Here is a 26,713-nt window from a genome sequence, read left to right on the forward strand (position 1 = left end):
ATGACAGAAGAATTTAAAACATCCAAACCAATATACAGCCAAATCGCAGACCGGATTATTCACCAGTTTGTTCGCGGAGAAATTGAGCCAGGCGGGAAGCTTCCATCGGTTAGGGAAATGGCGATTCAGTCGGGTGTCAATCCGAATACGATTCAACGGACATACGCAGAGCTTGAAAGAATGGGAGTAGTGGAGACAAAAAGGGGGCAGGGGACCTTTATGACGGAACAGGCGGACATGAAGAGAAAGCTTAGACGCGAGATTCAAAGAGAGATGATTGAGCTGTTCATTTCCAATATGCGTGGGATTGGCGCTAATGACGACGAGATTAAAGAAGCGGTGGAACAATGCTTAAAAGGAAGGGGGAGCGAAGTATGATTCGGTTTCAAAAGGTTGATAAACACTATGGAAAACGGACGGCGCTTGACGAAGTTACGATGACGTTTGAAAAAGGGAAAGTGTACGGGATTCTGGGGCCGAATGGCAGCGGTAAATCGACACTGATGAAAATGGCGGCTGGTCTCGTTTTCCCGACCTCCGGAGAAGTGATCGTTAACGGTGAAAAAGCAGGGAGGCATTCATCGAAAGACGTGGCCTTTTTAGCAAGTGAAGGCATGCTGTATCCTGGCTTTAAAATTGCACAGATGATACAGTACTTCGCTTCCCAGTATCCTGATTTCTCTGAACAAAAAGCGGAAGAACTTCTTGAATTTTTAAACTTAGATCCGTCCCAAAAGATTTCTCAGCTATCGAAAGGGCAGCAGGGAAGATTGAAGCTTTTACTCGTGCTTTCCCGTCAAGCCAAGGTCCTGCTATTAGATGAACCGTTTATCGGCCTAGATCCGATGGTGCGAGACACCATTGTGAAAGGGCTGGTATCCTATATCGATTTTGGTGAACAGACAGTGATTATTACCACCCATGAAATTACAGAAATTGAACCGATTTTGGAAGAAGCATTGATGCTAGAAGCTGGAAAGATCGTGGCAAGCTGCAATGTAGAAACCTTGCGCGAAGAATATGGAATCTCCGTTTTGCAGTGGTTGAAAAATAATTATAAGGGGGATAAAAATGACCGCATTGGTTGAACTGAAAAATGTATCGAAGGTGATCAAAGGCAAAAAGATTATTGACTCGTTAAGCTTCTCCATTCATGAAGGGGAAGTGTTCGGGTTTCTGGGGCCTAATGGTGCGGGCAAAACAACCACGATTCGCATGATCGTTGGTTTAATGAAAATGTCTGAAGGTGACATTCTTATCAACGGTCATAGCATCGAAAAAGATTTCGCTAAAGCCATTCAGCAAATCGGAGCGATTGTAGAGAATCCTGAAATGTACAAATTTCTAACAGGCTATGAAAACCTGCAGCAATTTGCCCGTATGCAGGGCGGCGTGACGAAAGAGAAAATAGATGAAACCGTCGAACTAGTTGGATTGACTGATAGAATTCATGACAAAGTCAAAACCTATTCTCTAGGCATGCGCCAACGGCTTGGGATTGCCCAGTCACTCCTGCACGACCCTAAAATATTGATATTGGATGAACCGACCAATGGCCTCGATCCTGCAGGAATTAGGGAGATCCGTCAATACATTCGGGAGCTTGCGGCTAAACGAAAGATGGCGGTAATTGTATCCAGTCATTTATTATCAGAAATGGAGATGATGTGCGACCGGATCAGCATTATCCAAAAAGGCAAACTCGTAGGCGTGCATTCTGTTCATGGATGGATGGACAGTCAATCAGAGACGTATTCGTTTACTGTAGATGATCTGGAATCAGCAGCGAAAATCATCAAAGTATCAAAGCCAGAACTTGCGGTTAAAATAGTGGATCGAGCCTTAGTTGTACAAATGGAAAGAGAGCAAGTCCCAGAGATGATTCAGCTATTGACGCAAGAATCGATTAAACTTTATGAAGTAAAAGGGGTCACGAAAACTTTGGAAGACCGCTTTTTGGAAATCACTGAAAAAGTGGGGGCGGTGGTCTAATGTTGAAACTAATACAGAACGAATGGCTGAAAATATTCAAACGGCCGGGGACGTATGTCATGATTGGCTTATTGGTGCTGATGACAGGTGTGTTCGCGGCCTACATGAAACATGAAGACAATAAAGTGAAAGATCAAGGAAACTGGAGACAGGAAGTAACGGCGGAGAATGCCGGATATGCCGAACAGTTAAAGAGCGGTGATCTATCTGAATCAAGCCGCAGCCATATCAAGGATCAGATGAAAATTAACGAGTACCGCTTAGCGGAAGGCTTGCCTGTTCAATCGAAAGAAAATATTTGGAGTTTTATTGAAGCGAGCAGCGATAATATCAGCTTGATCGGCTTATTCGTGATCATTGTGGCAGCGGGGATGGTTGCGAGTGAATTCACGTGGGGAACGATTAAGCTGCTGTTGATCCGGCCGATGACCCGGACCAAAATTTTATTATCTAAATATATGGCTATGCTTCTGTTTGGCCTGTTCATGATGAGTGCATTATTCATTCTATCGGCAGGAGCAGGGGCGATTCTTTTTGGAGGATCGGGTGAAAACATTCATCTGGTAGTTGAGGGCGGTCAAGTGGTCGAGCAAAGCCAGTTCCTGTATCTATTAAAAGTCTATTTATTTAAATCTGTGGATGTTCTGCTGCTTGCCACAATGGCTTTCATGATCTCCACTGTATTCAAGAGCAGTTCCCTGGCCATTGGCCTTTCCTTATTCCTGCTCTTTATCGGACCGAATGTAACCATGCTGGTAGCGATGAAGTACGATTGGGCAAAATATTCGCTCTTTGCCAATACGAATCTGCTGCAGTTTGAGACAGGGCGAGTCATGGTAGAAGGAATGACGATTGGCTTTTCTGTGGCAGTGCTAGCCGTTTATTTTATCGTGTTTCACTTGCTGGCATTTCTTACGTTTGCTAAAAAAGATGTAGCCGCTTAAAACAGAGAAAAAGAGTTTGCACATGAATCTGCAAACTCTTTTTTTCGTCCAATCATCTAAATCATGCTGGGCATTCACTATGCTGAAGCTTAGATTTTTCAATTTGAATGGTTGTGTGTTCAATATGAAATTCTGCTTTGATTCGATTAATCGCTTCCTGCAGAACTTGCTGGCTGCTTTTGTCATCTTCAATTAACAAGTGGCAGCTTAACGAATCAAAGCCAGATGTAATGGTCCATATATGCAAGTCGTGTATATTTTTCACTCCATCGATGCTGGTCAAAGCTGCTTTGACCTTTTGTATGTGAACAGCATGGGGTGAGCCTTCCATTAAGATGTGCAGGCTCTCTTTAATAACTGCCCAAGCGCTTTTTAAGATTAAGAGAGCGACCACGCCAGAAATGATAGGGTCTGCTGCATACCAGGAGGTCATCATCATGACGATTCCAGCGATGATTGCCCCGGCGGAGCCTAAAGCGTCTCCTAGAATGTGCAAATACGCACTTTTTACATTGACGTTGTCATTCACATCGCCTTTTCTCATTAATAACCACGCACTCACTAAGTTAGCAGCCAATCCTATGAATGCAATCAAGATCATTGAACCGCTCGCAACGGCAGGAGGGTCGAAAAAGCGTCCGTATGCTTCCCAAATGATCAATCCAGCGATGATAAATAGAGTGACTCCATTGAATAAAGCGGCCAGGATTTCAAAACGGTAAAATCCAAATGATTTAGTCGGGGAAGCGGACTTAGATGCAAACCAAATCGCAATCAAGCTTAAGAATAGTGAACTCGAATCGCTGAGCATATGACCTGCATCTGATAATAAAGCTAAACTATTGGTCAATAGACCTCCGAAGAATTCTAACAGCATAATGCCTGCGGTAATCAATAAAGCGATTAGTAACCCTCTTTTATTTCCTTCTCTTGTTTCTTTAAAATGATCATGGCCGTGATGATGATGGCTATGTCCATGTCCCATAATGATTCTGCCTCCTTAATAATTTTTCATAATATGCTGATATAAATACTTGGCATCTTCTCCGACACCTAGAAGCAGAGAGGAACCTCTCCGGTGCTGCCAGGGGAGCCCTAAAAAGTACAAACCTTCTACCTGCGTGATGCCTCTTTGATGAATCGGTTTTCCTTTTTCATCGAATAGTTCGGGTATATCCATCCATTGATAGTCTGAAAAAAAGCCGGTTGCCCATATGATATTGCTGACTTTTATTGAGTGATTGTCTTCAAAGAACACTTCATTCTTCTGAATGTTTTTTGTTCTTGGTTTTAACTTGATCGTCCCTTTTTGCAGCTGTTCCTTCAGCTCATAACCGAAAATCGGATCACCTTGTGCCTGAAGCTTTTTGCCGAAGAATGACTCGCGGCTTGCATTTAAAAGTCCTAGCAGATCGAACAGCCAAAAAATGCTTTTAGAAGCAATGGTTATGGGCAGAAAGCGGATTTTTTGTCCGACTGATAAATAGACGTCATGCTTTTCTGCTAATTCAACAGCAATTTGTGTGCCTGAATTGCCACCACCGACGACCAGTACGGCTCCTTCTTGTAATTGCGCAGGCTGTTTATATTGTGAAGAATGCATCTGAATGATGGCACTGTCTGCTTGTTTAGATATGTCTGGGATGCTTGGCTTTTGGAATGGACCGGTGGCAACAATGACTTGTTTCGCGTGAAATGTCCCTTTATTTGTCTGCACTTCGAATTGCTTCTCTTTTTTAACCAGACTCAACACTTCTGTTTCATGCTGAATCGGGAGGGAAAAGGTTGTTGCATAGGTTTCTAAATACTGCACCATGTCATCTCTAGTTGGAAATTCATTTTGGCGGCCTGGAAGCTTCAAGCCAGGCAAGGAGCTATAGCTTCGAGGTGTGAACAGAATGAGTGAGTCATATCGGCTTCTCCAAGTTTCCCCAACGGCTTTCTCTTTATCTACAATTAAAAAAGATACACGGCTTTGTGACAGATAATATCCCATGACAAGTCCGGCCTGCCCGCCGCCAATAATTAATACATCGTATTCCATTTTTACCACACCTTATATATATGATCATGTATTCATATATAATATAAAATAGTTTGAAAAATGTGTCAATAAGAAAAAAGGAGAGCAAAATTACTCTCCCTTAAATTCTTTCAGCTTTTTATAGATGCCTGCCAAACGTTTCTCTTCACCAGCTTCTGTTGGAACATAGTACTCCGTCCCCGAAAGCTCTTTTGGAAGGTAATCTTGTTTCACCCAGCCGCCGAACGTGCCGATTGGGTAATCATGCGGGTATTTGTAGCCGGTGTGGCCTAATGCTTTTGCTCCTGAATAATGACCATCTCTTAAGTGCTTCGGGATCTCACCCACTTTGCCTTTTTTAATACCATCGATCGCTTGATTTAGTGCTGAATAGGCTGAGTTTGATTTAGAAGATAAGCACATTTCTACAACAGCTACTGAGAGAGGAATCCTGGCTTCCGGTAATCCTAATCGTTCGCTTGCTGTTACAGCAGATAAAACATTGTTTCCGACCGACGTATTGGCTAAACCGATATCTTCATAGGCAATGACGAGCAAACGCCGGTTAAGTGCCGTTAAATCACCGGTTTCAATTAAGTGGGCTAAATAATAAAGCGCGGCATTTACGTCACTGCCTCTAATGCTTTTTTGCAGGCTTGAGAGAAGGTTATAGAAGTGAGAACCTTTCTTATCGCCATAGACACCGGCTCGTTCAATCAGATCTTCTATCATAGAATCTTCAATTTGATAACGGTCATCTTCATTTTTTGAAGCTTTTACAATCGACTCTAGTAGAGTGAGAGACTTTCTAGCATCGCCGTTCGCTCCTATAGCGATGGTCTCAAGCTGCTTGTCGGTTATTTCAATGGAAAGTTTCCCTAACCCTTTTTTCTCGTCTTTCACCGCTCTTTGCAAAAGTTCGAATAGGTCAGCAGGCGTCAAGCGCTGAAGCTGCTTAATTTGTCCGCACCGGCTCCGAATAGCGGGATTCACATCGTGATAAGGGTTTTCAGTTGTTGCGCCGATTAAGATAATATCTCCGCGTTCAACGTGAGGCAGGAGATAATCTTGCTGAGCTTTATTAAAACGGTGAATTTCGTCTAAAAACAAAATGACTTGTCCAGTTAAGCGAGTTTCATCCACAACAGCTTCTACATCTTTTTTGCCGGCTGTCGTTGCGTTTAAAGCGATAAAAGGGATCTTGGTCGTACCTGCAATGGCGTTGGCAATCGATGTTTTACCAATTCCAGGCTCCCCGTATAAAAGCATGGAAGGCACATAGCCGTTTTTGATCATTTTATATAAACTCGTGTGTTTGCCGATAATTTCTTTTTGTCCGACAATTTCATCAATATTGGCGGGTCTCATCCGATAGGCTAAAGGTTCAAAACTCATGTCGATGCCTCCAATCTACTCTTATTATATAGGGAAAGGGGCAAGATGCAAAAATTCCATCTTGCTGCCAAAATACGGCTGGTCATGTTTTTTGACTCCTGTTCTATGCTATAATAGCAAAAGTTGATAAGGGTAATAGGATTACATATTTATATGCAGGCGGTCAGGGGTTTTGGCAAATGAAGAAAAAAGGGAATATAGGGATTCGTTTAGTGATCTTTACGGTGGGCCTGTTGTTTATGTCGCTCGGAATTGTGTTACTCATCCGGGCAGAACTTGGGGCGACACCATGGGATGCGCTGCATGTGGGCCTTTATTATAAATTTGGATTAACAGTCGGAACGTGGACAGTGCTCGTCGGATGTTTAATCTTAGCAACAGCAGCGGTTTACTTGCGTGAATGGCCTCAATTCGGCGCGTATTTAAATATGCTTTTAGTCGGGGTATTTGTAGACATCTACTTAATTATGCCGATTATTACAACGCCGGAGACCGCTTTCGGAAAACTGATCATGTTTGTCATTGGCATTGTGGTCATGGCGTATGGGATGTCCTTTTATTTATCTGCACAGCTTGGCGCAGGACCGAGAGACAGCTTTATGCTTGCTGTGATGAAAAAAACCGGCTGGAAGGTAGCAAATATCAGGCGGGGAATGGAATTTATTGTCCTGATCATCGCTTGGTATATTGGCGGACCCGTTAATTTCGGCACGATTTTATTCAGCTTTCTGATGGGGACTGTGGTAGGGATTTCTCTGCCGCAATGCGAAACGTTTTCCGGTATAATTATAAATAAATTCAATGAATGGAAAAATGAATCTAACCGAGGTGTAAATATATGAGAATTTCAACTAAAGGAAGATATGGATTAACGATTATGATTGCGTTAGCGAAAAGACATGGAGAGGGGCCAACTTCTTTAAGAGTCATCGCTGCCGAGCACAATTTGTCAGAGCATTATTTAGAGCAGCTGATCGCTCCGCTTCGCAATTCCGGTCTTGTGCGCAGCATTCGCGGCGCGTATGGGGGGTATGTGCTTGGAAAAGAGCCTGAAACGATTACAGCAGGCGATATTATCAGAGTGCTAGAAGGCCCAATCAGTCTAGTAGAAGGTATTGAAGAAGAAGAGCCGGCTAAAAGAGAACTGTGGATTCGCATTAGTGATGCAATTAAAAATGTGCTTGAGAACACAACGCTTGATGATTTAGCGAAGCATACGGAGAGCGGCGATTCTGACGCTTATATGTTTTATATCTAAAAAAGCGATTTATTTTTTTAATAATCAAGGAGTGGAACTATGGAGCGGATTTATTTAGACCATGCGGCAACATCACCGGTACATCCAGAGGTGATCGAAGTGATGACAGAACAGCTGTCTAAGGTCTATGGCAACCCGTCGAGCATACATTCGTTCGGAAGAGAAGCCCGGCATGTCGTTGACCGTGCAAGAACAACGATTGCCCGGAGCATCCAGGCGAAATTTAATGAAATAATTTTTACAAGCGGCGGTACCGAAGCAGATAATTTAGCCATCTTCGGCACTGTTCAAGCGATGAAAGAAAAAGGATCACATATTATCACATCTCAAATTGAACATCATGCCGTTCTTCATACATGTGAACAGCTGGAGAAACAAGGGTTTGACGTAACCTATCTGCCGGTAAATGAGCAAGGAATCGTCGCTTTAGATGATGTGAAACAGGCGTTAAGAGACGATACCATTTTAGTGACGATGATGTTCGGTAATAACGAGATAGGCGCTATTCAGCCGATCGCTGAAATTGGCAGACTTTTAAAAGACCATCAAGCAGTTTTTCACACGGATGCAGTACAAGCCTATGGCATCGTGCCAATTGATGTCAATGATTTAAATATTGATCTTTTATCTGTGTCCGGGCATAAAATTAACGGCCCGAAAGGAATTGGCTTTTTATATGCAAGAGAAGGTGTGAAGCTTTCACCAAACCAATTTGGCGGTGAACAGGAAAGAAAGCGCCGGGCTGGAACGGAGAATGTGCCATCGATTGCCGGACTGGAGCGGGCTGTTCAGATTGCTATGAAGACCATGGATGAAAAGCGGGGGCGGTATAAATCGTTCAAAAAGCAGCTGATTCAGACACTTGAGCAAAATGACATACAGTTTCGTTTAAACGGATCGCTTGAAGACAGTTTACCCCATGTGGTAAACTTAAGTTTTCCAAAAACAGATGTCGAAGCGATGCTGGTGAATTTAGATTTGGCAGGAATTGCTGCTTCTAGCGGCTCAGCTTGTACAGCAGGGTCAATTGAGCCTTCTCACGTGCTGGTTGCGATGCATGGCAAGGAATCCGATCGTTTGCGCAATTCGATCCGCTTTAGCTTTGGATTAATGAATGCAAAAGAACAAATAGATGCAGCAGGAGAAAAAACGGCTGCCATTGTAGCCCGTTTAACTGGCAAATAAAAAAGGAATGACGCCTTTTTTAATGAAAGAGAGTGAACAGTATGGAAAAAGCACCAAAAGATACCCGTGTGGTGGTCGGCATGTCCGGCGGTGTGGACTCTTCGGTCGCTGCCCTTTTACTTAAGGAGCAGGGGTACGATGTGATCGGCATTTTCATGAAGAACTGGGACGATACTGACGAAAACGGTGTCTGCACAGCGACGGAAGACTACGAAGATGTGATCCGGGTTTGCAACCAAATCGGCATTCCTTATTATGCGGTTAATTTTGAAAAACAGTATTGGGATAAGGTGTTTACTTATTTCCTTGATGAATACAAAGCGGGACGGACACCGAATCCGGACGTGATGTGCAATAAAGAAATCAAGTTTAAAGCCTTTTTAGAGCATGCAATGAATCTCGGGGCCGATTTTTTGGCTACGGGTCACTATGCACAGGTAGATCGAAGCGGTGAAGAAGTCAAAATGCTTCGCGGACTTGATGATAATAAAGATCAAACCTACTTCTTGAACCAGCTCGGTCAGGAACAACTAGAGAAAGTCATGTTTCCGATTGGCAATATCGATAAAAAACGTGTTCGTGAAATAGCGAAGGAAGCTGGACTTGCGACTGCAACGAAGAAAGACAGTACAGGTATTTGCTTTATCGGCGAACGGAATTTTAAAGAATTCCTAAGCGGGTATTTGCCGGCTCAGCCTGGACTTATGACAACCATGTCAGGTGAAGTGAAAGGCGAGCATGACGGCCTGATGTATTATACGATCGGTCAGCGCCATGGCCTTGGCATCGGCGGATCAGGGGAACCTTGGTTTGTAGTTGGAAAAGACTTAGAAAAGAATGTTTTATATGTGGAACAAGGCTTCCACAATGACCTGCTTTTCTCCGAATCATTGACTGCCGATCAAATCAGCTGGGTGTCTAACACACCAAGAACGGATGCTTTTGAATGCACGGCCAAATTCCGCTATCGTCAAAAGGATCAAGCGGTAACAGTGTATCCATTAGAGGACGGAAAAGTGAAAGTCGTCTTTGGTGAACCGGTTCGCGCGATTACACCAGGACAAGCGGTTGTGTTTTATGACGGGGAAGAATGCCTTGGCGGCGGTACCATTGATGAAGTATTTAAAGATGGTCAACGATTAACGTACGTCGGATAAGGATTCAATTTAGATACTGCAGAGAGCCGTGGCGGCTTATGGCCACGGCTCTTTTTCCTTACATATGTTATACTTTTTTTATCAATATAAATGAACTTAAGAGGTGTGTTATGGACAAGAACTTAAAAGGCATAGAGTTATTGCAAGAAGGCAAAATTGAAGAAGCGTTAAAGATGTTTACAGAACAGATTGAAGCGGCTCCAAATGACCCGACCGCATATATTAATTTCGGCCATGTATTATCATCTGTGGGCGAGAATGAAAGAGCGATCAAGTTTTATCAAAAAGCGATTGAAGTGGATCCAGAGGCAGGAGCGGCTTATTATGCGCTAGGCACGGCTTATTATAATCAAAATCACCTAGAAGAGGCGGTTAAGCAGTTTGAGCAGGCGATACAAAAAGGCTTAGAGGAGAGCGATGCTTTCTTTATGCTTGGTATGACGCTCATTCAGCTCGATCAGTATACATTTGCTCTGCCTTACCTGCAGCGGGCAACGGAATTAAACGAACAAGATACCGAAGCCAGATTTCAGTTTGGCTTAGCTTTAGCTAAAGCAGAAGCATATGACGAGGCTATTTCACAGCTTGAAAGAGTAATTGAAGAAGATCCAGCGCATACAGATGCATTGTATAATTTGGGCGTTGCTTATGCTGGGCATCTTGAGGATGCGGATCGCGCGCTTGACATGTTTAATCGTGCCCTAGAGATTCAGCCTGACCATATGCTGGCTGGCTACGGAAAGAAAATGATGGAAAAAAGCCGCGAGGAACAATAGAACGGAAGGCTAGTTAGGAGAGGGAGCTTCATGGAACAGGGGACAATGGAATTATTTGCTGATGGGGAAAAATATATAAAAGGTCGGCATCTCGTCACTGTTTTTCGCAATGACAGCAACCTGTATACGGTTCTTCGAATTCGCGTGACCGAGACGAATGATGATTACCCTGAAAAGGAAGCTGTCGTCACAGGTTATTTCCCGCAAATTCAAGATCAAGAGGTCTATACATTTTACGGACAGTTTAAGGATCATCCGAAATTTGGCCGTCAATTTCATGCGAAACATGCACAAAAAGAAGTTCCGCAAACGAAACAGGGAGTCATCACCTATCTATCAAGTGATCTCTTTAAAGGAATCGGAAAAAAAACAGCTGAAACGATTGTGGAGACACTTGGTGAACGAGCGATTGCAAAGATTATCGAAAACCCGTCTTTATTAGATGAAGTGCCAAGGCTTCCGAAAGAGAAAGCACAGAGCTTATATGACACGCTGATGGAACATCAAGGGCTCGAACAAGTCATGGTCGCTTTGAATCAATATGGTTTTGGGCCCCAGCTATCGATGAAGATCTATCAAGCTTACCAAGATCAGGCGATTGAAATCATCCAAAAGAATCCTTATAAACTCGTAGAAGATGTCGAGGGAATTGGTTTTGGCCGCGCGGATGAACTTGGCGCTCAAGTCGGACTTTCCGGCCAGCACCCGGACCGGATAAAGGCAGGTATACTTTTCACTGTCGAACAGCAATGTTTGCAAGAAGGCCACTGCTACCTAGAAGCTGAACTTTTACTGAAGCAAGTGAAAGAACTCTTAGAGAAGGGCGGCAAGGAACGAATTGACTTTGAATGCATTGCCGATCAATTGATTGCTTTGGAGCAGGAGAAGAAAGTAATCGGAGAAGATCAGCGAGTGTTTTTGCCTTCCCTTTATTATTCAGAAAAGGGTCTTGTTAAAAATATTGAACGCTTATTGGCGCAGACAGAATATGAAGATCAGTTCCCGGAATCGGAATTCTTGCTTGCGCTTGGCGAACTGGAAGAGCGGACAGGTGTGCAATACGCACCTTCTCAAAAGGAAGGCATCCAGAAAGCTTTAATGTCTCCAATGATGATTCTGACAGGCGGTCCCGGAACAGGAAAGACAACGGTGATCAAAGGAATTGTAGAATTGTTTGCCGAACTGCATGGCTGCTCTTTGGATGTGAATGCGTATAAAAAAGAAGAGCCGTTCCCTATCAAGCTGGCAGCACCTACCGGCCGGGCAGCGAAGCGGATGTCAGAATCAACAGGTTTGCCTGCCGTCACCATCCACCGGCTTCTCGGGTTTAGCCAAGAAAGCATGGAAAGCGATGAAGGCAAAGAAGTCGAAGGAAAACTATTGATTATAGATGAAATGTCAATGGTCGACACGTGGCTTGCCCATCAGCTGTTTAAAGCTCTTCCGGACAACATCCAAGTCGTAGTTGTCGGAGATGAAGATCAGCTGCCGTCTGTCGGGCCTGGTCAAGTGTTAAAGGATCTGCTTGCGGCAGAAACCATTCCAACGGTGCGTCTGACGGATATATACCGGCAGGAAGAGGGGTCTTCTATTATTGATCTGGCCCACAGCATGAAGAGCGGAAGGCTTCCGGCTAACCTCACCGCTCAGCAAAAAGACCGGTCGTTTTTGCCATGTAAGGTTCACCAAATTCCTGAAGTGGTGGAAAAAGTCGTTCAAAATGCGATTAAAAAAGGGTTCACGGCAAAAGATATCCAAGTGCTTGCGCCGATGTATAAAGGGCCTGCTGGAATTGACCGGTTAAATGAAATTCTTCAGGAGATCTTAAATCCTAATCCAGATGGAACAAGAAAGCAGCTGGCTTTTGGCGATGTGCAGTACCGAATTGGAGACAAAGTTCTGCAGCTGGTGAATCAGCCGGAACAGAATGTGTTCAACGGTGACATCGGGGAAGTTGTTTCCATCTTTTACGCAAAGGAAAATACAGAAAAGCAGGATATGCTGATTGTTTCCTATGAAGGAAATGAAGTGACCTATACGAGACAGGACTTAAATCAGGTCACTCATGCCTTTTGCTGCTCGATTCATAAGTCTCAGGGGAGCGAATTTCCGATTGTGATATTGCCTGTCGTAAAAAGCTATTACCGGATGCTGAGAAGAAATTTACTGTATACAGCGATCACCCGGAGTAAGCAATTTCTCATTCTGTGCGGGGAAGAGGATGCGTTTCGGCTTGGTGTCGAAAGGAAAGACGATTTAACAAGGAAAACCTCACTTGCAGAAAAGCTGAAGCAGCAGCTTGCGTTGAATAACGAAACGAAAGAAGCCACTGCTATAGAAACAGAAGAAAGTCTAACCACTGAAGAAATGCTTTCGTCCATCGATCCTATGATTGGAATGGAAAACATTACGCCTTATGATTTTCTAGACTAAGAAAACACTAAAGAAGTCGGGATGTTATTGAAATCATTCCCGGGCATGTATAAAAAATGAATCTTCTGTCAACTCTTATTATCACCAAGATTGTGAAGTGAGAGGTGACGGAAAGTGTTTAAGTGTCCGAACTGTCAAAGCAAACAAATAGGAAAAATAGGATCCAATCAATTTTATTGCTGGAACTGCTGCATCGAGCTTTCAGTAGTAAAAGATGTGATTTCGGTTCATCAAGTAGAGGAAGATGGATCTTTAAGTTCGCTTGACGATTTGTTTGCTGAGGACGAAAGACGGCTCAGTTAGGGCGTTCCATCCATTCTAAGCGCATATGTCCGGACGCCCTTGGAGCTGACAAAACATGAGCGGAGGGGTTTAGACATGACAAAAACAATGAGTTCATTGGTCGGGCTGGGTGCCGGCATGGCAGTAATGGCCATGATCAACCGCAATAACAATAACTCAAAGTTAAGCCGGAGAATGGTTAAGCGTATGAAGCGTATGTTTTAAGAAATAGGAGTCTAAATTAACAGTAGGGCACCTAACTGCAAAGAGAAGGCCGCAGGAATATTCCGCGCGGTCTTTTTGTTCATTCGTTTAAATGAATGAATAGAAATCCTCGGTTTAGCCGCAAACTAACAGATATCACTTTGATCATAAAAGGATGTCTGAGAGATGGAAAGTAATTTGAAATTAAGGTGGCTATATATAGCCAGTGCCGCGTTAGTAACGCTCTTATTTATTTATGTCTTGTTTTTATTGCGTCCGCTCTTAATGCCGGTGTTCAGTATTGTGCTGGTCAGTCTGCTTCCCTTTCTGCTGGGTGGGTTTATCGCTTACCTGCTGCATCCGCTCGTGGAAAAGATTATAGAGCAGGGATTTACAAGGACTTGGGCCATTCTATTTATATATTTTCTGTTTTTCGGTGCTGCGGGGTACGCGGTGTATAAAGGAACGCCGCTGTTTATTCACCAGCTGAGAGATTTATCTGCAAGTGCCCCCGAGCTCTCTGCTTTATATGAGAAACAAATGACTGCGTTGCAGGATCAAACGGTCAATTGGCCAGATGGGCTGCAGGAAGAGCTCCGCGAAAGAATCAGAGGGTTTGAAGTGTGGCTGACAGGCCTATTCGAAACGATGATGAACTTGCTCATGAAAGCTGTCAACTTTTTGTTGGTTCTCGCTGTTGTTCCGTTTATTTCCTTCTATTTATTAAAGGATATTAGACGGGTGAAGAAAGTGATGTGGAAGGCCGCGCCGATTCGCTGGCGCAGGAAAGTTCTCAGGTTTGTGAAAGAACTGGATAATTCGCTTGGCTGCTATATCCGCGGACAGTTGATTGTTTGTCTGTTGACAGGAGGAATCGCCGCTTTATTGTTTTATATGATTGGACTCCGGTACCCGATCCTGCTGGGGGTTATTATCGGCGCAACAAATGTCATTCCCTATTTTGGTCCGATCATCGGGGCGGTGCCTGCTGTATTTATTGCCCTTACCATGTCCCCGACAATGGCCATTTACACGGCTATCATCGTGTTTGCACTGCAGTTTTTGGAAGGAAACTTATTGTCGCCTTGGATCATGGGCAGAAGCCTTCATCTCCATCCATTGGTCATTATAGGGGCTTTGCTGCTAGGAGGAGAAGCGGGCGGCATCCCTGGGCTTATTTTTGCTGTACCAATTCTTATTTTTTTCAAAGCGGCATTTTTCGCGGAAAAGCGAGCAAAAGCTCAGAAGCCTAAAGCCGCACATTGACAAAAGGAGCATAAATTTCTATAATTCGATGTATAATCATTTCATAATTTAAATTGACGAAGGACCCAGTATGTTATAGACCATCTTATGTGCCCTGCACACTTAGAGAGGAATTTCCTTGGCTGAAAGAAATTCTAGATGAAGGATAACAGAAAGCTAGTCCGGAGAGCAGTTAATACCTGCCGTCTGCCGCGTTAAGGCGTAAGAGAGATGGATCTGCATGTTGAGGTTCATAATCAGGGTGGTACCGCGAAAAGCTTCGTCCCTGTCCGGGGATCGGGGCTTTTTTTGTTGTCTTCAAGCAGGTTGGCAAACAAATTTTACATAAAATGAGGGAGGAAATTACTTATGAAATCATTGACGGGTGCACAAATTCGACAAATGTTTTTAGACTTTTTCCAAGAGAAGGATCACCGGATTGAGCCAAGCGCTCCACTGGTTCCGCATGATGATCCAAGTTTATTGTGGATTAACAGCGGTGTAGCGACTTTAAAGAAATACTTCGATGGACGCGTAATCCCGGAGAATCCAAGAATTACGAATGCACAAAAATCGATTCGTACAAATGATATTGAAAATGTGGGTAAAACAGCTCGGCATCACACGTTTTTTGAAATGCTGGGTAACTTCTCGATCGGAGAATATTTCAAAAAAGAAGCGATCCACTGGGCGTGGGAATTCTTAACTTCAGAAAAATGGATGGCATTTGATCCTGAAAAGTTATCTGTAACGATCCATCCAGAAGATGAAGAAGCGTTCGACATCTGGTTAAATGAGGTCGGCGTACCAGAGGAGCGGATCATTCGTTTAGAAGGAAACTTCTGGGATATTGGTGAAGGCCCAAGCGGACCTAATACCGAGATTTTCTATGACCGCGGTGAAGCATATGGAGCGGACGCAAATGATCCGGAATTGTATCCAGGTGGCGAAAATGACCGCTATTTAGAAGTGTGGAACCTGGTATTCTCCCAATTCAACCACAATCCGGACGGCACTTACACACCGCTTCCGAAAAAGAATATTGATACGGGCATGGGGCTTGAACGAATGGCTTCTGTCGTTCAGGAAGTTCCGACTAACTTTGATACAGATTTGTTTATTCCAATCATTCAGGCAACGGAGCAGGTATCAGGGCAGAAATATCGTGAAAATGACGAAAAAGATGTAGCGTTTAAAGTCATTGCCGACCATATTCGTACCGTCGCTTTTGCTGTTGGAGATGGGGCTCTGCCTTCGAATGAAGGTCGCGGATACGTACTACGCCGCTTGCTGCGCCGTGCGGTTCGTTATGCGAAGCAAATTAACATCAACCGTCCATTTATGTATGAATTAGTACCTGTCGTCGGTGAAATTATGAAAGATTTCTATCCGGAAGTCAGCGCAAAAACGGAATTCATTCAAAAGGTAATTAAAAATGAAGAAGAGCGTTTCCACGAAACATTGAATGAAGGACTGGCGATCCTATCTAGCGTGATTGAAAAGGCGAAATCAAAAGGCTCTGACTCCATTGCAGGAGAAGACATTTTCCGTCTGTATGACACATATGGATTCCCGGTCGAATTAACGGAAGAGTACGCGGAAGAAGAAGGCATGAAAGTCGATCATGAAGGCTTTGAGCGCGAAATGGCCAGCCAGCGTGAACGTGCCCGTTCCGCTCGCCAAGAAGTAGGTTCTATGCAAGTCCAAGGCGGTGTGCTTGGAGATATTAAAACGAAAAGTACATTTATTGGCTACAATCAGTTAGAAACGGAAGCAACAGTCGAAGTTATTGTATTGAATGGCGAGTTGGCTGAAGAAGCAACTGCAGGTCAAGAAATTCAATTTATTTTAGATCAAACGCCATTCTATGCAGAGAGCGGCGGACAAATAGCAGATAAAGGTGAATTATCAGCCGGGGATGTACAAGTAACGGTTGAAGATGTGCAGAAAGCGCCTAATGGACAAAATATTCACCGCGCTGTCATTCAAACCGGCGTATTAAAAACTGGCCAAAAGGTGAAAGCGGCGGTTGACCCTGTTTCAAGAGGAAAGGTCATCAAAAACCATACTGCTACTCACTTGCTGCACCAAGCATTAAAAGACGTACTTGGAACGCACGTCAACCAAGCGGGATCACAAGTTGGACCGGATCGTCTTCGATTCGACTTCTCTCATTTTGGCCAAGTGCAGCCGGAAGAGCTTGAGCAGATTGAAACGAAAGTAAACGAAAAAATCTGGAACAGCATAGAGGTCGATATTGCTGACAAATCTCTTGATGAAGCGAAAGCAATGGGAGCGATGGCACTATTCGGAGAAAAATACGGAGACATCGTGCGCGTTGTTTCAGTTGGAGATTACAGCCTGGAACTATGCGGAGGCTGCCATGTGCCGAACACTTCTGTCATTGGCTTATTTAAAATTGTCTCTGAAGGCGGAATTGGTGCGGGAACTCGCCGGATCGAAGCAGTAACTGGCGAAGCGGCTTATCAAATGTTAAACAGCCAGGTCGCTTTACTGAAAGAAGCAGCCGGCAAGTTAAAAACGAACCCAAAAGATATTCTGGTTAAGGTTGACACGCTTCAAGCTGAAATGAAAGAACTTCAGCGTGAGAATGAATCACTTGCACAAAAATTGTCTAATATAGAAGCAGGCAGTCTTTTAGACAATGTGAAAGAAACAGACGGCGTAAAATATTTAGCTGCTAAAGTACAGGCGTCCGATATGAATAACTTGCGTTCTATGGCTGATGACTTGAAGCAGAAATTAGATTCAGGCATCATTGTCCTTGTCGCGCCAGGAGAAGATAAAGTAAATATTATCGCTGGGGTGACGAAGGATTTAGTAGAGAAAGGCTATCATGCCGGCAAGCTTGTGAAAGAAGTGGCTACTCGCTGCGGAGGAAGCGGCGGCGGCCGTCCTGATATGGCACAAGCGGGAGGGAAAGATCCTTCTAAAGCAGATGAGGCTCTGCAATTTGTTGAAGAATGGATCAAATCCGTTTGATTCCTATAAGTTTTCATGTACAATGGGAATATAATGTACAAAAGCGGCTTTCACTCTAAGCCTAAAGCGAGGTGCTAATAATGAGCTCTTTTGATCAAACGATGAGATTTAACTTTCCGGAAGAACCGTTTGAACAGGATGTAGAAGAGGTGCTTTTTAAAGTATATGATGCTCTTCAAGAAAAAGGGTATCAGCCGATTAATCAGATTGTTGGCTATTTGCTTTCCGGCGATCCAGCTTATATACCGCGCCATAATGATGCACGAAATTTAATTCGCAAGCTTGAACGTGATGAAATCATCGAAGAGCTTGTGAAAACGTACCTGAAACAACAGCGAGAGGACTAACTTTTTTATGAGAGTGATGGGCTTAGATGTCGGCTCAAAAACAGTGGGTGTGGCAATCAGCGATGCATTAGGCTGGACAGCCCAAGGGATTGAAACGATTAAGATTGATGAAGACAAAAAGATGTACGGGCTGGACAGGCTCGAAGCTTTGTGCAAAGAGTATGAAGTGGATCGGTTTGTCGTCGGCCTTCCTAAGAATATGAATAACACGATCGGCCCAAGAGGAGAAGCTTCTCAAGCATTTGCGAAAATGCTTGAGAACCATTTCTCCCTGCCTGTGGTATTATGGGATGAGCGTCTGACAACAATGGCAGCTGAAAGAGTCTTAATTGATGCGGATGTCAGCCGCAAGAAAAGAAAGAAAGTAATTGATAAAATGGCTGCAATGATGATCCTTCAAGGATATCTTGACAGCCAAAAATAATGAGGTGAAAATAATGGAACACGGCGAAAAGCAAATTACTATTATTGATGAGAATGGAAATGAACAATTATGTGAGGTATTATTCACATTTGATTCGGAAGAATTTAATAAATCTTACGTTCTTTACTTCCCAGTAGGAGCAGAAGAAGATGACAATGAAGAAATCGAAATTCACGCATCTTCATTTGTTTCTAACGATGACAATACAGATGGTGAACTAAGCCCGATCGAAACAGATGAAGAGTGGGACATGATCGAAGAAATGCTAAACACTTTCCTTGACGAGGAAGAAGAAGAGTAAAAAATGAGGATCGAGCTTGCTCGATCCTTTTTATTTGCGCGAAAACAGCAAACATTTCCTGCATACAGTAGTAGTGACAGTACATGCGGTTATAGTATAATATAAATAAAAAATGTCCCGTTTTATGTTGAAAGGGGAAAGTCTATGTCGAATCAGTCTTACAATCAGCCTCCGGCCAAAAAAAGACGAATAAAAAGAGCTGTTTTACTTCTTTTTATCGGCTTTATCGTTTTAGTAGGAGGGGGCGCAGCTGCTGGATATTACTTTATTCAGTCTGCGTTAAAGCCAGTCGATCCAGGCGACCAGACTCTAAAGCCTGTGTCGGTTCCCATAGGATCAAGCTTGTCTGAAATTGCAGTCATGCTGGAAGAAGAAGGTATTGTCAAAAAAGCAGAAGTGTTTAAATACTATGCGAAATTTAAAAATGAAGAAGATTTTCAAGCGGGAGAATACCAATTTTCTCCATCAATGACGATGGATGAATTGATCAAGAGCTTAAAAACAGGGAAAGTCTTTACAGAAGCTCCGGTAAAGGTCGCCATTCCTGAAGGCTATCAATTAACCCAAATCGCGGAAATCATTGAAAAGCATTCGGATCATAAAAAAGAAGACGTGTTAAAAGTCATGAATGACAAAGCATTTATTAACCAAATGATCAAAAAATATCCGGAATTATTGACTAATGAAGTTTTTGCCGCCAATATAAAATATCCGCTAGAAGGATATCTATATCCCGCGACTTATCATTATGGAGACAAAAAAGTACCTGTTGAGAAAATTGTTGAAGATATGCTGAAGAAAACAGATCATGTGCTGGCTCAATACCGCACGTCTATGGCGGCGAAACAAATGTCTGCCCATAAGCTGTTAACTATGTCGTCACTTATTGAGGAAGAAGCGACAGCCAAGGCGGATCGCCATAAGATCGCCAGCGTGTTCTACAACCGTCTTGATGCGGGTATGCCTCTTCAGACGGATCCAACGGTGTTATACGCGCTCGGAGGTCACAAGGGCCGCGTGCTATATGAGGATTTAAAAGTCGATTCGCCATATAATACGTATCAAGTGAAGGGACTTACGCCGGGACCGATTGGAAACAGCGGAGTGACTTCAATGGAAGCTGCCTTAAACCCTGAAGAAACCGATTATTTATATTTCCTTGCTTCACCGGCAGGGGATGTATATTATGCGAAAACATTAGCTGAACATAACCGTTTAAAGAAAGAACATATCACAAGCCATTACGAAAAACAAAATTAACCACAGAGAGAGAAAAGTCGCTTTTCTCTCTTTATTATGTTAGAATTATTCAAGTGTTTTTTAGAAAAGCAGATACGAGATCATTTGAATGAGAAAGCTGACTGAGCTTTCTTCTTTTTCTTGTTACGCGTTTTTTAGAGAAGGGGATACTAATGGACGATAAGCTCCATCAATATATAGAATCATTAATCAATGAGAGGCCGCCTTTATTCACTGAAATGGAGGCGTTCGCGAAAGAAGCGCATGTGCCCATCATGGAAATTGTCGGGATGGAGGCACTTCTTCAAATGCTGCGTGTGCAGCAGCCAAAAAAAATCTTAGAAATAGGAACGGCCATTGGCTATTCCGCCTTAAGAATGGCAGAAGCGCTGCCTGGTGTTCAGATTGTATCGATTGAACGGGATCAAGAGCGTTATGAGCAAGCGTGCAAGTTCATAGAAAAATCAGGATGTTCCGATCAGATTCACCTAGTGTTTGGAGATGCGCTCGAAACAGTCGGACAAGCTGGCGAATTAGGCCCTTTTGACGCGCTGTTTATTGATGCGGCGAAAGGACAGTATACGAAGTTTTTTGAGAAATACTCTCCGTTTGTGTCCGATATGGGTGCGATTTACACGGACAATGTGCTGTTTAAAGGATTAGTGGCCGACACAGAGATCGAAGTGAAAAGAATCCGAAATTTAGCGAAGAAAATACATCATTACAATGAATGGCTGATGAATCATGAAGAGTATCACACGGCAATTCTGCCGGTAGGAGACGGATTAGCCATCAGTACAAAAAGAGGTGGATCAAAATGAAAAAACCAGAATTATTAGTTACACCGGATAGTGTGGAGTCATTAGGGCAGCTGGCAGATGCGGGTGCGGATGCATTTGTGATCGGAGAACAACGATATGGCTTAAGGCTTGCCGGAGAGTTTACTCGTGATCAAGTGAAGGAAGCGATTGAGCTTGCGCATGCGAAAGGTAAAAAAGTCTATGTTGCAGTGAACGCGATTTTTCATAATGACATTGCCAATGAATTGGATGAATATGTGGCTTTCTTAAAAGAAGCGAATGCAGATGCCATCATTTTCGGTGATCCGGCTGTATTAATGGCTGTACGTGAACATGCGCCTGACATGCCATTGCACTGGAACACGGAAACGACAGCTACCAACTATTTCACTTGCAACTACTGGGGAAAAAGAGGAGCCGTTCGTGCTGTATTAGCCAGAGAATTAAATATGGATGCTATTGTTGAGATGAAAGAAAATGCGGAAGTGGCTATTGAAGTGCAGGTCCACGGAATGACGTGCATGTTCCAGTCTAAACGTCCGCTTTTAGGACATTATTTCGAATATCAAGGCAAAGCGATGGAAATTGAAAACCGTAAAGAATCGAAAAATATGTTCCTTCATGACAAAGAACGCCATAATAAGTATCCGATTTATGAGGATGAAAACGGCACTCACATCATGAGCCCGAACGATATTTGTATCATAGATGAGCTTCAGGAATTGATTGAAGCAGAGGTTGACAGCTTGAAAATTGACGGCGTGTTAAAATCACCTGAATATATGCTCGAGACGACGAAATTATATAGACATGCCATTGATCTTTGTACGGATAATCCTGATCAATATGAAGAAGAAAAAGATGAACTGTTAGAAAAAATCGAAGAAATTCAACCGTCAAACCGTCCGTTGGATACAGGCTTCTTCTTTAAAGAAACGGTTTATTAAATGGAGGTACCTTTAATGAATGCGACAATGAATGAAAAAATATCTGAAATAGTAGACGGCAAACGGGTGATTGTTAAAAAACCTGAACTTTTGGCGCCGGCAGGCACATTGGAAAAGTTAAAAATTGCTGTGCATTACGGTGCAGATGCTGTGTATATTGGCGGACAGGAATATGGCTTGCGCTCAAATGCCGGGAACTTCACATTTGAGGAAATGAAGGAAGGCGTTGAATTCGCCAAAAAATACGGAGCGAAGATCTATGTGACAACTAACATCTATGCTCACAACGAAAACATTGACGGATTAGAAGATTACTTGCGCGGCCTTCAAGAGGCGGGTGTAACAGGGATCATTGTAGCAGATCCGTTAATTATTGAAACTTGTCGCCGTGTAGCTCCGAAAGTGGAAGTGCATTTAAGCACGCAGCAGTCCTTGTCTAACTGGCGCGCCGTTCAATACTGGAAAGAAGAAGGACTAGACCGAGTGGTGCTTGCCCGTGAAACGACAGGCGAAGAAATTCGGGAAATGAAAGAAAAAGTAGACATTGAAATTGAAACATTTATCCACGGGGCCATGTGTATTGCTTACTCCGGCCGCTGTGTGCTGAGTAATCATATGACTGCACGTGACTCAAACCGCGGAGGATGCTGCCAGTCTTGCCGCTGGGATTACGACTTGTATTCGCTTGAAGAAGGCAAAGAAGAAGAGTTATTCTCACAGCAAGATGCACCATTTGCCATGAGCCCGAAAGACTTGAAGCTTGTAGAATCGATTCCGAGAATGATCGAACTCGGCATTGACAGCCTTAAAATTGAAGGTCGAATGAAGTCTATTCATTACGTGGCAACAGTAGTCAGTGTCTATCGCAAAATTATCGATGCCTACTGTGCAGATCCAGAGAACTTCCAAATTCAAAAAGAATGGCTTGTGGAATTAGAGAAATGTGCTAATCGTCCTGCAGCTCCTGCTTTCTTTGAAGGAACCCCGGGTGCTGAAGAGCAATTGTTTGGCGTTCATGGCAAGAAAGCAACCTATGACTTTGTAGGGTTAGTGCTTGGCTATGATGAAGAAACCCAAATGGTGACACTGCAGCAGCGCAATCACTTCCGCCCTGGAGAAGAAGTAGAATTCTTCGGTCCGGAAATTTCTAATTTCACGCAGAAGGTGAACAAGATCTGGGATGAAGACGGCAATGAGCTGGATGCCGCACGTCATCCGCTGCAAATTGTTAAATTCAAAGTCGATCAGCCGGTTTACCCAGACAATATGATGCGAAAGGAGCTTGAATAAGCTCATGAAGCAAAAACCCGTTGTGATTGGAGTGGCCGGGGGGTCCGGTTCTGGAAAAACAAGTGTGACGAAATCGATCTATGACTTTTTTAAAGGTCATTCCATTATGATGATTGAGCAGGATTATTATTATAAAGATCAAAGTGATTTGCCTTTTGAGGAGCGGTTAAAAACAAATTATGATCATCCGCTTGCTTTTGACAATGATTTATTAATTCAGCATATTGAAAGCCTGCTTACCTATCAGCCGGTGGAAAAGCCTGTGTATGATTATGCACGTCACACGCGGTCTGCAGAGACGATCCGCATGGAGCCAAAAGATGTCATTATTCTAGAAGGCATTCTTGTATTAGAAGACGAGAGACTTCGCGATTTAATGGATATTAAGCTATTTGTTGATACGGATGCCGATTTACGTATTATCCGCCGAATGATCAGAGATATTAAAGATCGAGGCCGGACGATTGAATCAGTTATCGATCAATACATCAATGTCGTGCGCCCGATGCACAATCAATTTATTGAACCGACCAAGCGCTACGCGGATATTATTATTCCAGAAGGCGGGCAAAACCATGTAGCAATTGACCTCATGGTGACCAAAATTCAAACAATTCTTGAACAAAAAGCCATTTTATAGTATCTTTTTATAAAATAGGCATAAAATTTTTAAAACACGCGCGCCCTTTATAAGGACGCGCGCTCATGTTATATGCTTTCGTAAGCTGAAAGCAAGAGATGAAAAGGAGTGGAAGGGATTGTCAGTAGAAAAAGTATATCCAATGACTCAAGCGGGTAAAGAGAAGCTTGAACAAGAACTAGAACAATTAAAATCCGTTAAACGTAAAGAGGTAGTTGAAAGAATTAAAATCGCCAGAAGCTTTGGAGATTTGTCAGAGAACTCTGAGTATGATTCGGCGAAAGAAGAGCAGGCGTTTGTTGAAGGCCGTATTGGCACTCTCGAAACGATGATCCGCAATGCGAAAATCATTGAAGAAGATTCAATGAATTCAGGTGTGGTTACATTAGGTAAAACAGTAACGTTTGTTGAACTGCCTGATGGAGAAGAAGAAAGCTATACAATCGTAGGAAGTGCAGAAGCAGATCCATTCGAAGGTAAGATTTCAAATGACTCCCCAATTGCCAAAAGCTTGATGGGCAAGCAAGTGGGAGATAAAGTCATTGTAAATACACCTGGCGGAGAAATGAATGTAAAAATCACGTCTATCGGCTGATTTTAAATACAAAAGCGTTGAAAGGGAGACCTTTTAACGCTTTTTTACTTAATTGCTTCAAGTTCAGGAAAAGTCATGATAAAATGATGATTGATGTAGCAAGGAGGAGAGAGTTCCATGGCGAACAATACACGTTCAGAAAGAAAATCTAAACGGAGAAAGACAAATCGGGTGTTAAATACAGCCATTGCCGTGGTTGTCCTGTTAATTATTGTTGTTGCATTTACTATTTTTTCAGGCGGCAATAATGACGAAGTAACAGAGCCGGCAAAAACAAACCCGGAGACAGAGAATTCAAATTCATCCGCAGCGAATAAAGAGGAAGACAACGTCCCGGAAGAAGATAATAATAACCAAGAAGAAGATCAAGATGAGAAAGAACAAGATAAAGAGCAAGAAGAGGTTATTGTAAACGAAAGTGATGAACCGAACGTCGAAGAAGAAATTGTTGATCCGAATTGGACAGGCGTCGGCACGGCTCAAACAGAAGGCCACACGTCTTCTTTTGACAGTGATTCTCAAGATTGGCAGGAGAAGCTTGATGCCTTGTCATATGCGACAGGAATCCCTGTAGAAGAAATGACGGTTTGGTATGTGAGCGGAGATGGCCCTGATGGAGCGATCGGCACAGTATCACCGAAGAGCAATAAAGCAGAAGCTTACCGCGTGTACATTACTTGGGTTGACGGCGAAGGATGGAAGCCAACAAAGGTACATAAGCTTATTAAGAACGATAAAGGGAAATAACTGTAATAGGTGTTTAAAGGATGGCCATATGGAAAGCGGAGCTCCTCACAGCTATGTGAGGAGGACGCTTACCTTGGCCATTTTTTTATGAGTGATCGAGGTTTGTTTTAAAGTTTTTTTACCTTGAAATGCACAACGGCTGAATAGTGCTTATGTCCATTTGGGTCAAACTGCACTTGGTGGGAGACAGAATGAACTTCTAGCATGAGTGCGCGGTTTTGTTCCATTTTTTCTTGAATTTTTTTCTCAAGAGTAACGAGATCCAATGCTTCAAAGAATTCAATTTTATCTTCTATCAGTTCTAGCTGAAATGACATGCTAATCCATTCCCTTCTTTTTACTATCTGTCTTTATGTATACATGAAAAAAGGGAAGAGATACAAGAATTTTTTTCAAAAAAGTGCTAGAATAAAACAGGTTTAAGTATCAGGAACGGAGGAAAACATAATGAAAATAGCGATTATAGGTGCAATGGAAGAAGAAATAACGATTTTACGTGATCATATGGAGGATACTCAGGTACAGGTGATTGCTAACAGTGAGTTCACAACTGGGACGATGAAAGGAGCCGAAGTGGTGCTGCTTCGTTCAGGCATTGGAAAGGTCAATGCAGCGATGACGACATCGGTCTTGCTTCATCACTTTAAGCCGGATGCAGTGATCAACACCGGTTCAGCCGGCGGCTTGAATCCGGAATTGAATGTAGGAGACGTGGTTATTTCAACTGAAGTTCGTCACCATGATGTAGACGTCACGGCTTTTGGCTATGAATATGGACAAGTACCTCAGCTGCCAGCTGCCTTTAAAGCGGATGAGACACTTGTTCAAGCGGCTGTTAAGAGCGTTGAGGCTGAAGAGGGCGTTCAAGTGGTATCTGGATTGATCGCGACAGGCGACTCGTTTATGAGTGATCCTGAGCGTGTGAAGCATATACAAGGAAAGTTCACTGATTTGCAGGCGGTGGAAATGGAAGCGGCAGCGATCGCTCAAGTCGCCCATCAATTTAACGTGCCTTTTGTTGTGATCCGGTCTCTGTCAGACATTGCGGGAAAAGAATCAGGCATCTCTTTTGAACAGTTCTTGCCAAAAGCAGCTCTTCATTCGGCAAATGCAGTGATGAGCATTGTCAGCGAATTGAAAAATAAGAATTCCCTGTGAAATATTTTCAGGAATTGAACGAAACCGCATTGAAATATGATACAGTAAATGTAAGTAGATATTCACCTATGTAAGGAGTGACTAAAGCATGGTAATGATGATCATGGGATTGTTGCTTGCGACGATTACAGGCGTAATGATCGCTGTATCTGTAGACTAATGAAAAGGCCGGCATCTGCCGGCCTTTTTGTCTAGTGTGCCCGGCATGGGTGTAATCTATAGGGTGAGAGTCCCGAACTGTGAAGGCAGAAGTAGCGGTTAGCTTAACGCAAGGGTGTCCGTGGTGACGCGGAATCTGAAGGAAGCGGGCGGCAAACTTCCGGTCTGA

29 protein-coding genes are annotated in these 26,713 nt (G+C 43.2%); 25 read left to right on the top strand and 4 right to left on the bottom strand.

Going from position 1 to position 26,713, the window contains the following annotated elements; translation table 11 throughout:
* Genes JOC78_RS09565 through JOC78_RS09580 form a run of 4 tightly spaced genes read left to right on the top strand, consistent with a single transcriptional unit; the run spans position 1 to position 2,936 of the window.
* Positions 1-378, top strand: coding sequence for a GntR family transcriptional regulator (locus JOC78_RS09565; protein WP_204554577.1), 378 nt, complete (start codon positions 1-3; stop codon positions 376-378).
* Positions 375-1,088, top strand: a complete 714-nt coding sequence (locus JOC78_RS09570) for an ABC transporter ATP-binding protein (protein ID WP_204554579.1) — start codon at positions 375-377, stop codon at positions 1,086-1,088. Before JOC78_RS09565 ends, JOC78_RS09570 begins: the two co-directional genes overlap by 4 nt.
* The gene (locus JOC78_RS09575; protein ID WP_204554581.1) at positions 1,072-1,992 is read left to right on the top strand and encodes an ABC transporter ATP-binding protein; all 921 of its coding nucleotides are present in this window, start codon (positions 1,072-1,074) and stop codon (positions 1,990-1,992) included. The genes JOC78_RS09570 and JOC78_RS09575 overlap by 17 nt, the downstream gene beginning before the upstream one ends.
* The gene (locus tag JOC78_RS09580) at positions 1,992-2,936 is read left to right on the top strand and encodes an ABC transporter permease (RefSeq protein WP_204554583.1); all 945 of its coding nucleotides are present in this window, start codon (positions 1,992-1,994) and stop codon (positions 2,934-2,936) included. Before JOC78_RS09575 ends, JOC78_RS09580 begins: the two co-directional genes overlap by 1 nt.
* 61 nt (positions 2,937-2,997) lie before the next feature.
* Here the strand turns inward: JOC78_RS09580 and JOC78_RS09585 are convergent, their stop codons facing one another.
* From JOC78_RS09585 to JOC78_RS09595, 3 genes are all read right to left on the bottom strand, one after another.
* On the bottom strand, positions 2,998-3,921 hold the full coding sequence (locus JOC78_RS09585) for a cation diffusion facilitator family transporter (RefSeq protein ID WP_204554585.1): 924 nt from the start codon (positions 3,919-3,921) through the stop codon (positions 2,998-3,000).
* Between the two features lie 15 nt (positions 3,922-3,936).
* Positions 3,937-4,980 (bottom strand): flavin-containing monooxygenase, encoded by a 1,044-nt coding sequence (locus JOC78_RS09590; RefSeq protein ID WP_204554587.1) that lies wholly within the window; start codon positions 4,978-4,980, stop codon positions 3,937-3,939.
* Between the two features lie 90 nt (positions 4,981-5,070).
* Positions 5,071-6,354, bottom strand: coding sequence for a replication-associated recombination protein A (locus JOC78_RS09595; RefSeq protein WP_204554589.1), 1,284 nt, complete (start codon positions 6,352-6,354; stop codon positions 5,071-5,073).
* A gap of 179 nt (positions 6,355-6,533) precedes the next feature.
* Between JOC78_RS09595 and JOC78_RS09600 the strand changes: the two genes are divergently transcribed.
* The 20 genes from JOC78_RS09600 to JOC78_RS09695 all read left to right on the top strand — a co-directional run bounded on the left by JOC78_RS09600 (position 6,534) and on the right by JOC78_RS09695 (position 25,227).
* Positions 6,534-7,196 carry a YczE/YyaS/YitT family protein gene (locus tag JOC78_RS09600; RefSeq protein ID WP_204554597.1) on the top strand — a complete coding sequence of 221 codons (663 nt, stop codon included), beginning with the start codon at positions 6,534-6,536 and terminating at the stop codon, positions 7,194-7,196.
* The gene (cymR, locus tag JOC78_RS09605) at positions 7,193-7,612 is read left to right on the top strand and encodes a cysteine metabolism transcriptional regulator CymR (RefSeq protein ID WP_204554599.1); all 420 of its coding nucleotides are present in this window, start codon (positions 7,193-7,195) and stop codon (positions 7,610-7,612) included. Before JOC78_RS09600 ends, cymR begins: the two co-directional genes overlap by 4 nt.
* Before the next feature lie 39 nt (positions 7,613-7,651).
* The gene (locus tag JOC78_RS09610; protein WP_204554601.1) at positions 7,652-8,797 is read left to right on the top strand and encodes a cysteine desulfurase family protein; all 1,146 of its coding nucleotides are present in this window, start codon (positions 7,652-7,654) and stop codon (positions 8,795-8,797) included.
* A 41-nt stretch (positions 8,798-8,838) separates the two neighbouring features.
* Positions 8,839-9,954, top strand: coding sequence for a tRNA 2-thiouridine(34) synthase MnmA (gene mnmA, locus JOC78_RS09615; protein ID WP_204554603.1), 1,116 nt, complete (start codon positions 8,839-8,841; stop codon positions 9,952-9,954).
* Between the two features lie 110 nt (positions 9,955-10,064).
* The gene (locus JOC78_RS09620; protein WP_204554605.1) at positions 10,065-10,730 is read left to right on the top strand and encodes a tetratricopeptide repeat protein; all 666 of its coding nucleotides are present in this window, start codon (positions 10,065-10,067) and stop codon (positions 10,728-10,730) included.
* Between the two features lie 30 nt (positions 10,731-10,760).
* A complete protein-coding gene (gene recD2, locus JOC78_RS09625; protein WP_204554607.1) occupies positions 10,761-13,163 on the top strand; it encodes an SF1B family DNA helicase RecD2 in 2,403 nt (800 codons plus the stop codon).
* 114 nt (positions 13,164-13,277) lie between these two features.
* Positions 13,278-13,466 carry a hypothetical protein gene (locus JOC78_RS09630; protein ID WP_204554609.1) on the top strand — a complete coding sequence of 63 codons (189 nt, stop codon included), beginning with the start codon at positions 13,278-13,280 and terminating at the stop codon, positions 13,464-13,466.
* 75 nt (positions 13,467-13,541) lie between these two features.
* Positions 13,542-13,670: a DUF3918 family protein gene (locus JOC78_RS09635; protein WP_204554611.1), complete on the top strand. Its 129-nt coding sequence runs from the start codon at positions 13,542-13,544 to the stop codon at positions 13,668-13,670.
* A 165-nt stretch (positions 13,671-13,835) separates the two neighbouring features.
* Entirely contained in the window at positions 13,836-14,915 is a 1,080-nt protein-coding gene (locus tag JOC78_RS09640; RefSeq protein ID WP_204554613.1) for an AI-2E family transporter, read from the top strand.
* A gap of 348 nt (positions 14,916-15,263) precedes the next feature.
* Positions 15,264-17,897: an alanine--tRNA ligase gene (alaS, locus tag JOC78_RS09645; protein WP_204554615.1), complete on the top strand. Its 2,634-nt coding sequence runs from the start codon at positions 15,264-15,266 to the stop codon at positions 17,895-17,897.
* 80 nt (positions 17,898-17,977) lie between these two features.
* Positions 17,978-18,244 (top strand): IreB family regulatory phosphoprotein, encoded by a 267-nt coding sequence (locus JOC78_RS09650; RefSeq protein ID WP_204554617.1) that lies wholly within the window; start codon positions 17,978-17,980, stop codon positions 18,242-18,244.
* Positions 18,245-18,251: 7 nt separating this feature from the next.
* Positions 18,252-18,668, top strand: a complete 417-nt coding sequence (gene ruvX, locus JOC78_RS09655; protein ID WP_204554620.1) for a Holliday junction resolvase RuvX — start codon at positions 18,252-18,254, stop codon at positions 18,666-18,668.
* A 13-nt stretch (positions 18,669-18,681) separates the two neighbouring features.
* Positions 18,682-18,969, top strand: a complete 288-nt coding sequence (locus JOC78_RS09660; protein WP_204554622.1) for a DUF1292 domain-containing protein — start codon at positions 18,682-18,684, stop codon at positions 18,967-18,969.
* Between the two features lie 144 nt (positions 18,970-19,113).
* Positions 19,114-20,229: an endolytic transglycosylase MltG gene (gene mltG / locus JOC78_RS09665; RefSeq protein WP_204554629.1), complete on the top strand. Its 1,116-nt coding sequence runs from the start codon at positions 19,114-19,116 to the stop codon at positions 20,227-20,229.
* A 152-nt stretch (positions 20,230-20,381) separates the two neighbouring features.
* Complete coding sequence (locus JOC78_RS09670; RefSeq protein WP_204554631.1) at positions 20,382-21,029, top strand: O-methyltransferase; 648 nt, start codon at positions 20,382-20,384, stop codon at positions 21,027-21,029.
* The gene (locus JOC78_RS09675) at positions 21,026-21,955 is read left to right on the top strand and encodes a peptidase U32 family protein (protein ID WP_204554634.1); all 930 of its coding nucleotides are present in this window, start codon (positions 21,026-21,028) and stop codon (positions 21,953-21,955) included. Before JOC78_RS09670 ends, JOC78_RS09675 begins: the two co-directional genes overlap by 4 nt.
* Before the next feature lie 15 nt (positions 21,956-21,970).
* Positions 21,971-23,245, top strand: coding sequence for a peptidase U32 family protein (locus JOC78_RS09680; protein ID WP_204554637.1), 1,275 nt, complete (start codon positions 21,971-21,973; stop codon positions 23,243-23,245).
* Between the two features lie 4 nt (positions 23,246-23,249).
* Positions 23,250-23,885, top strand: coding sequence for a uridine kinase (gene udk, locus JOC78_RS09685; RefSeq protein WP_204554640.1), 636 nt, complete (start codon positions 23,250-23,252; stop codon positions 23,883-23,885).
* A 118-nt stretch (positions 23,886-24,003) separates the two neighbouring features.
* Positions 24,004-24,480, top strand: a complete 477-nt coding sequence (gene greA / locus JOC78_RS09690; RefSeq protein ID WP_204554654.1) for a transcription elongation factor GreA — start codon at positions 24,004-24,006, stop codon at positions 24,478-24,480.
* A 117-nt stretch (positions 24,481-24,597) separates the two neighbouring features.
* On the top strand, positions 24,598-25,227 hold the full coding sequence (locus tag JOC78_RS09695) for a YrrS family protein (RefSeq protein ID WP_204554657.1): 630 nt from the start codon (positions 24,598-24,600) through the stop codon (positions 25,225-25,227).
* 107 nt (positions 25,228-25,334) lie between these two features.
* Here the strand turns inward: JOC78_RS09695 and JOC78_RS09700 are convergent, their stop codons facing one another.
* Positions 25,335-25,544: a DUF2536 family protein gene (locus tag JOC78_RS09700; protein ID WP_204554660.1), complete on the bottom strand. Its 210-nt coding sequence runs from the start codon at positions 25,542-25,544 to the stop codon at positions 25,335-25,337.
* Positions 25,545-25,674: 130 nt separating this feature from the next.
* Here JOC78_RS09700 and mtnN point away from each other — a divergent pair, with 130 nt between their 5' ends.
* Positions 25,675-26,385, top strand: a complete 711-nt coding sequence (gene mtnN / locus JOC78_RS09705; RefSeq protein WP_204554663.1) for a 5'-methylthioadenosine/S-adenosylhomocysteine nucleosidase — start codon at positions 25,675-25,677, stop codon at positions 26,383-26,385.
* Positions 26,386-26,713: the final 328 nt, after the last annotated feature.

The organism is Bacillus ectoiniformans, assembly GCF_016908875.1.
Lineage (GTDB): Bacteria > Bacillota > Bacilli > Bacillales > Domibacillaceae > Bacillus_BX > Bacillus_BX ectoiniformans.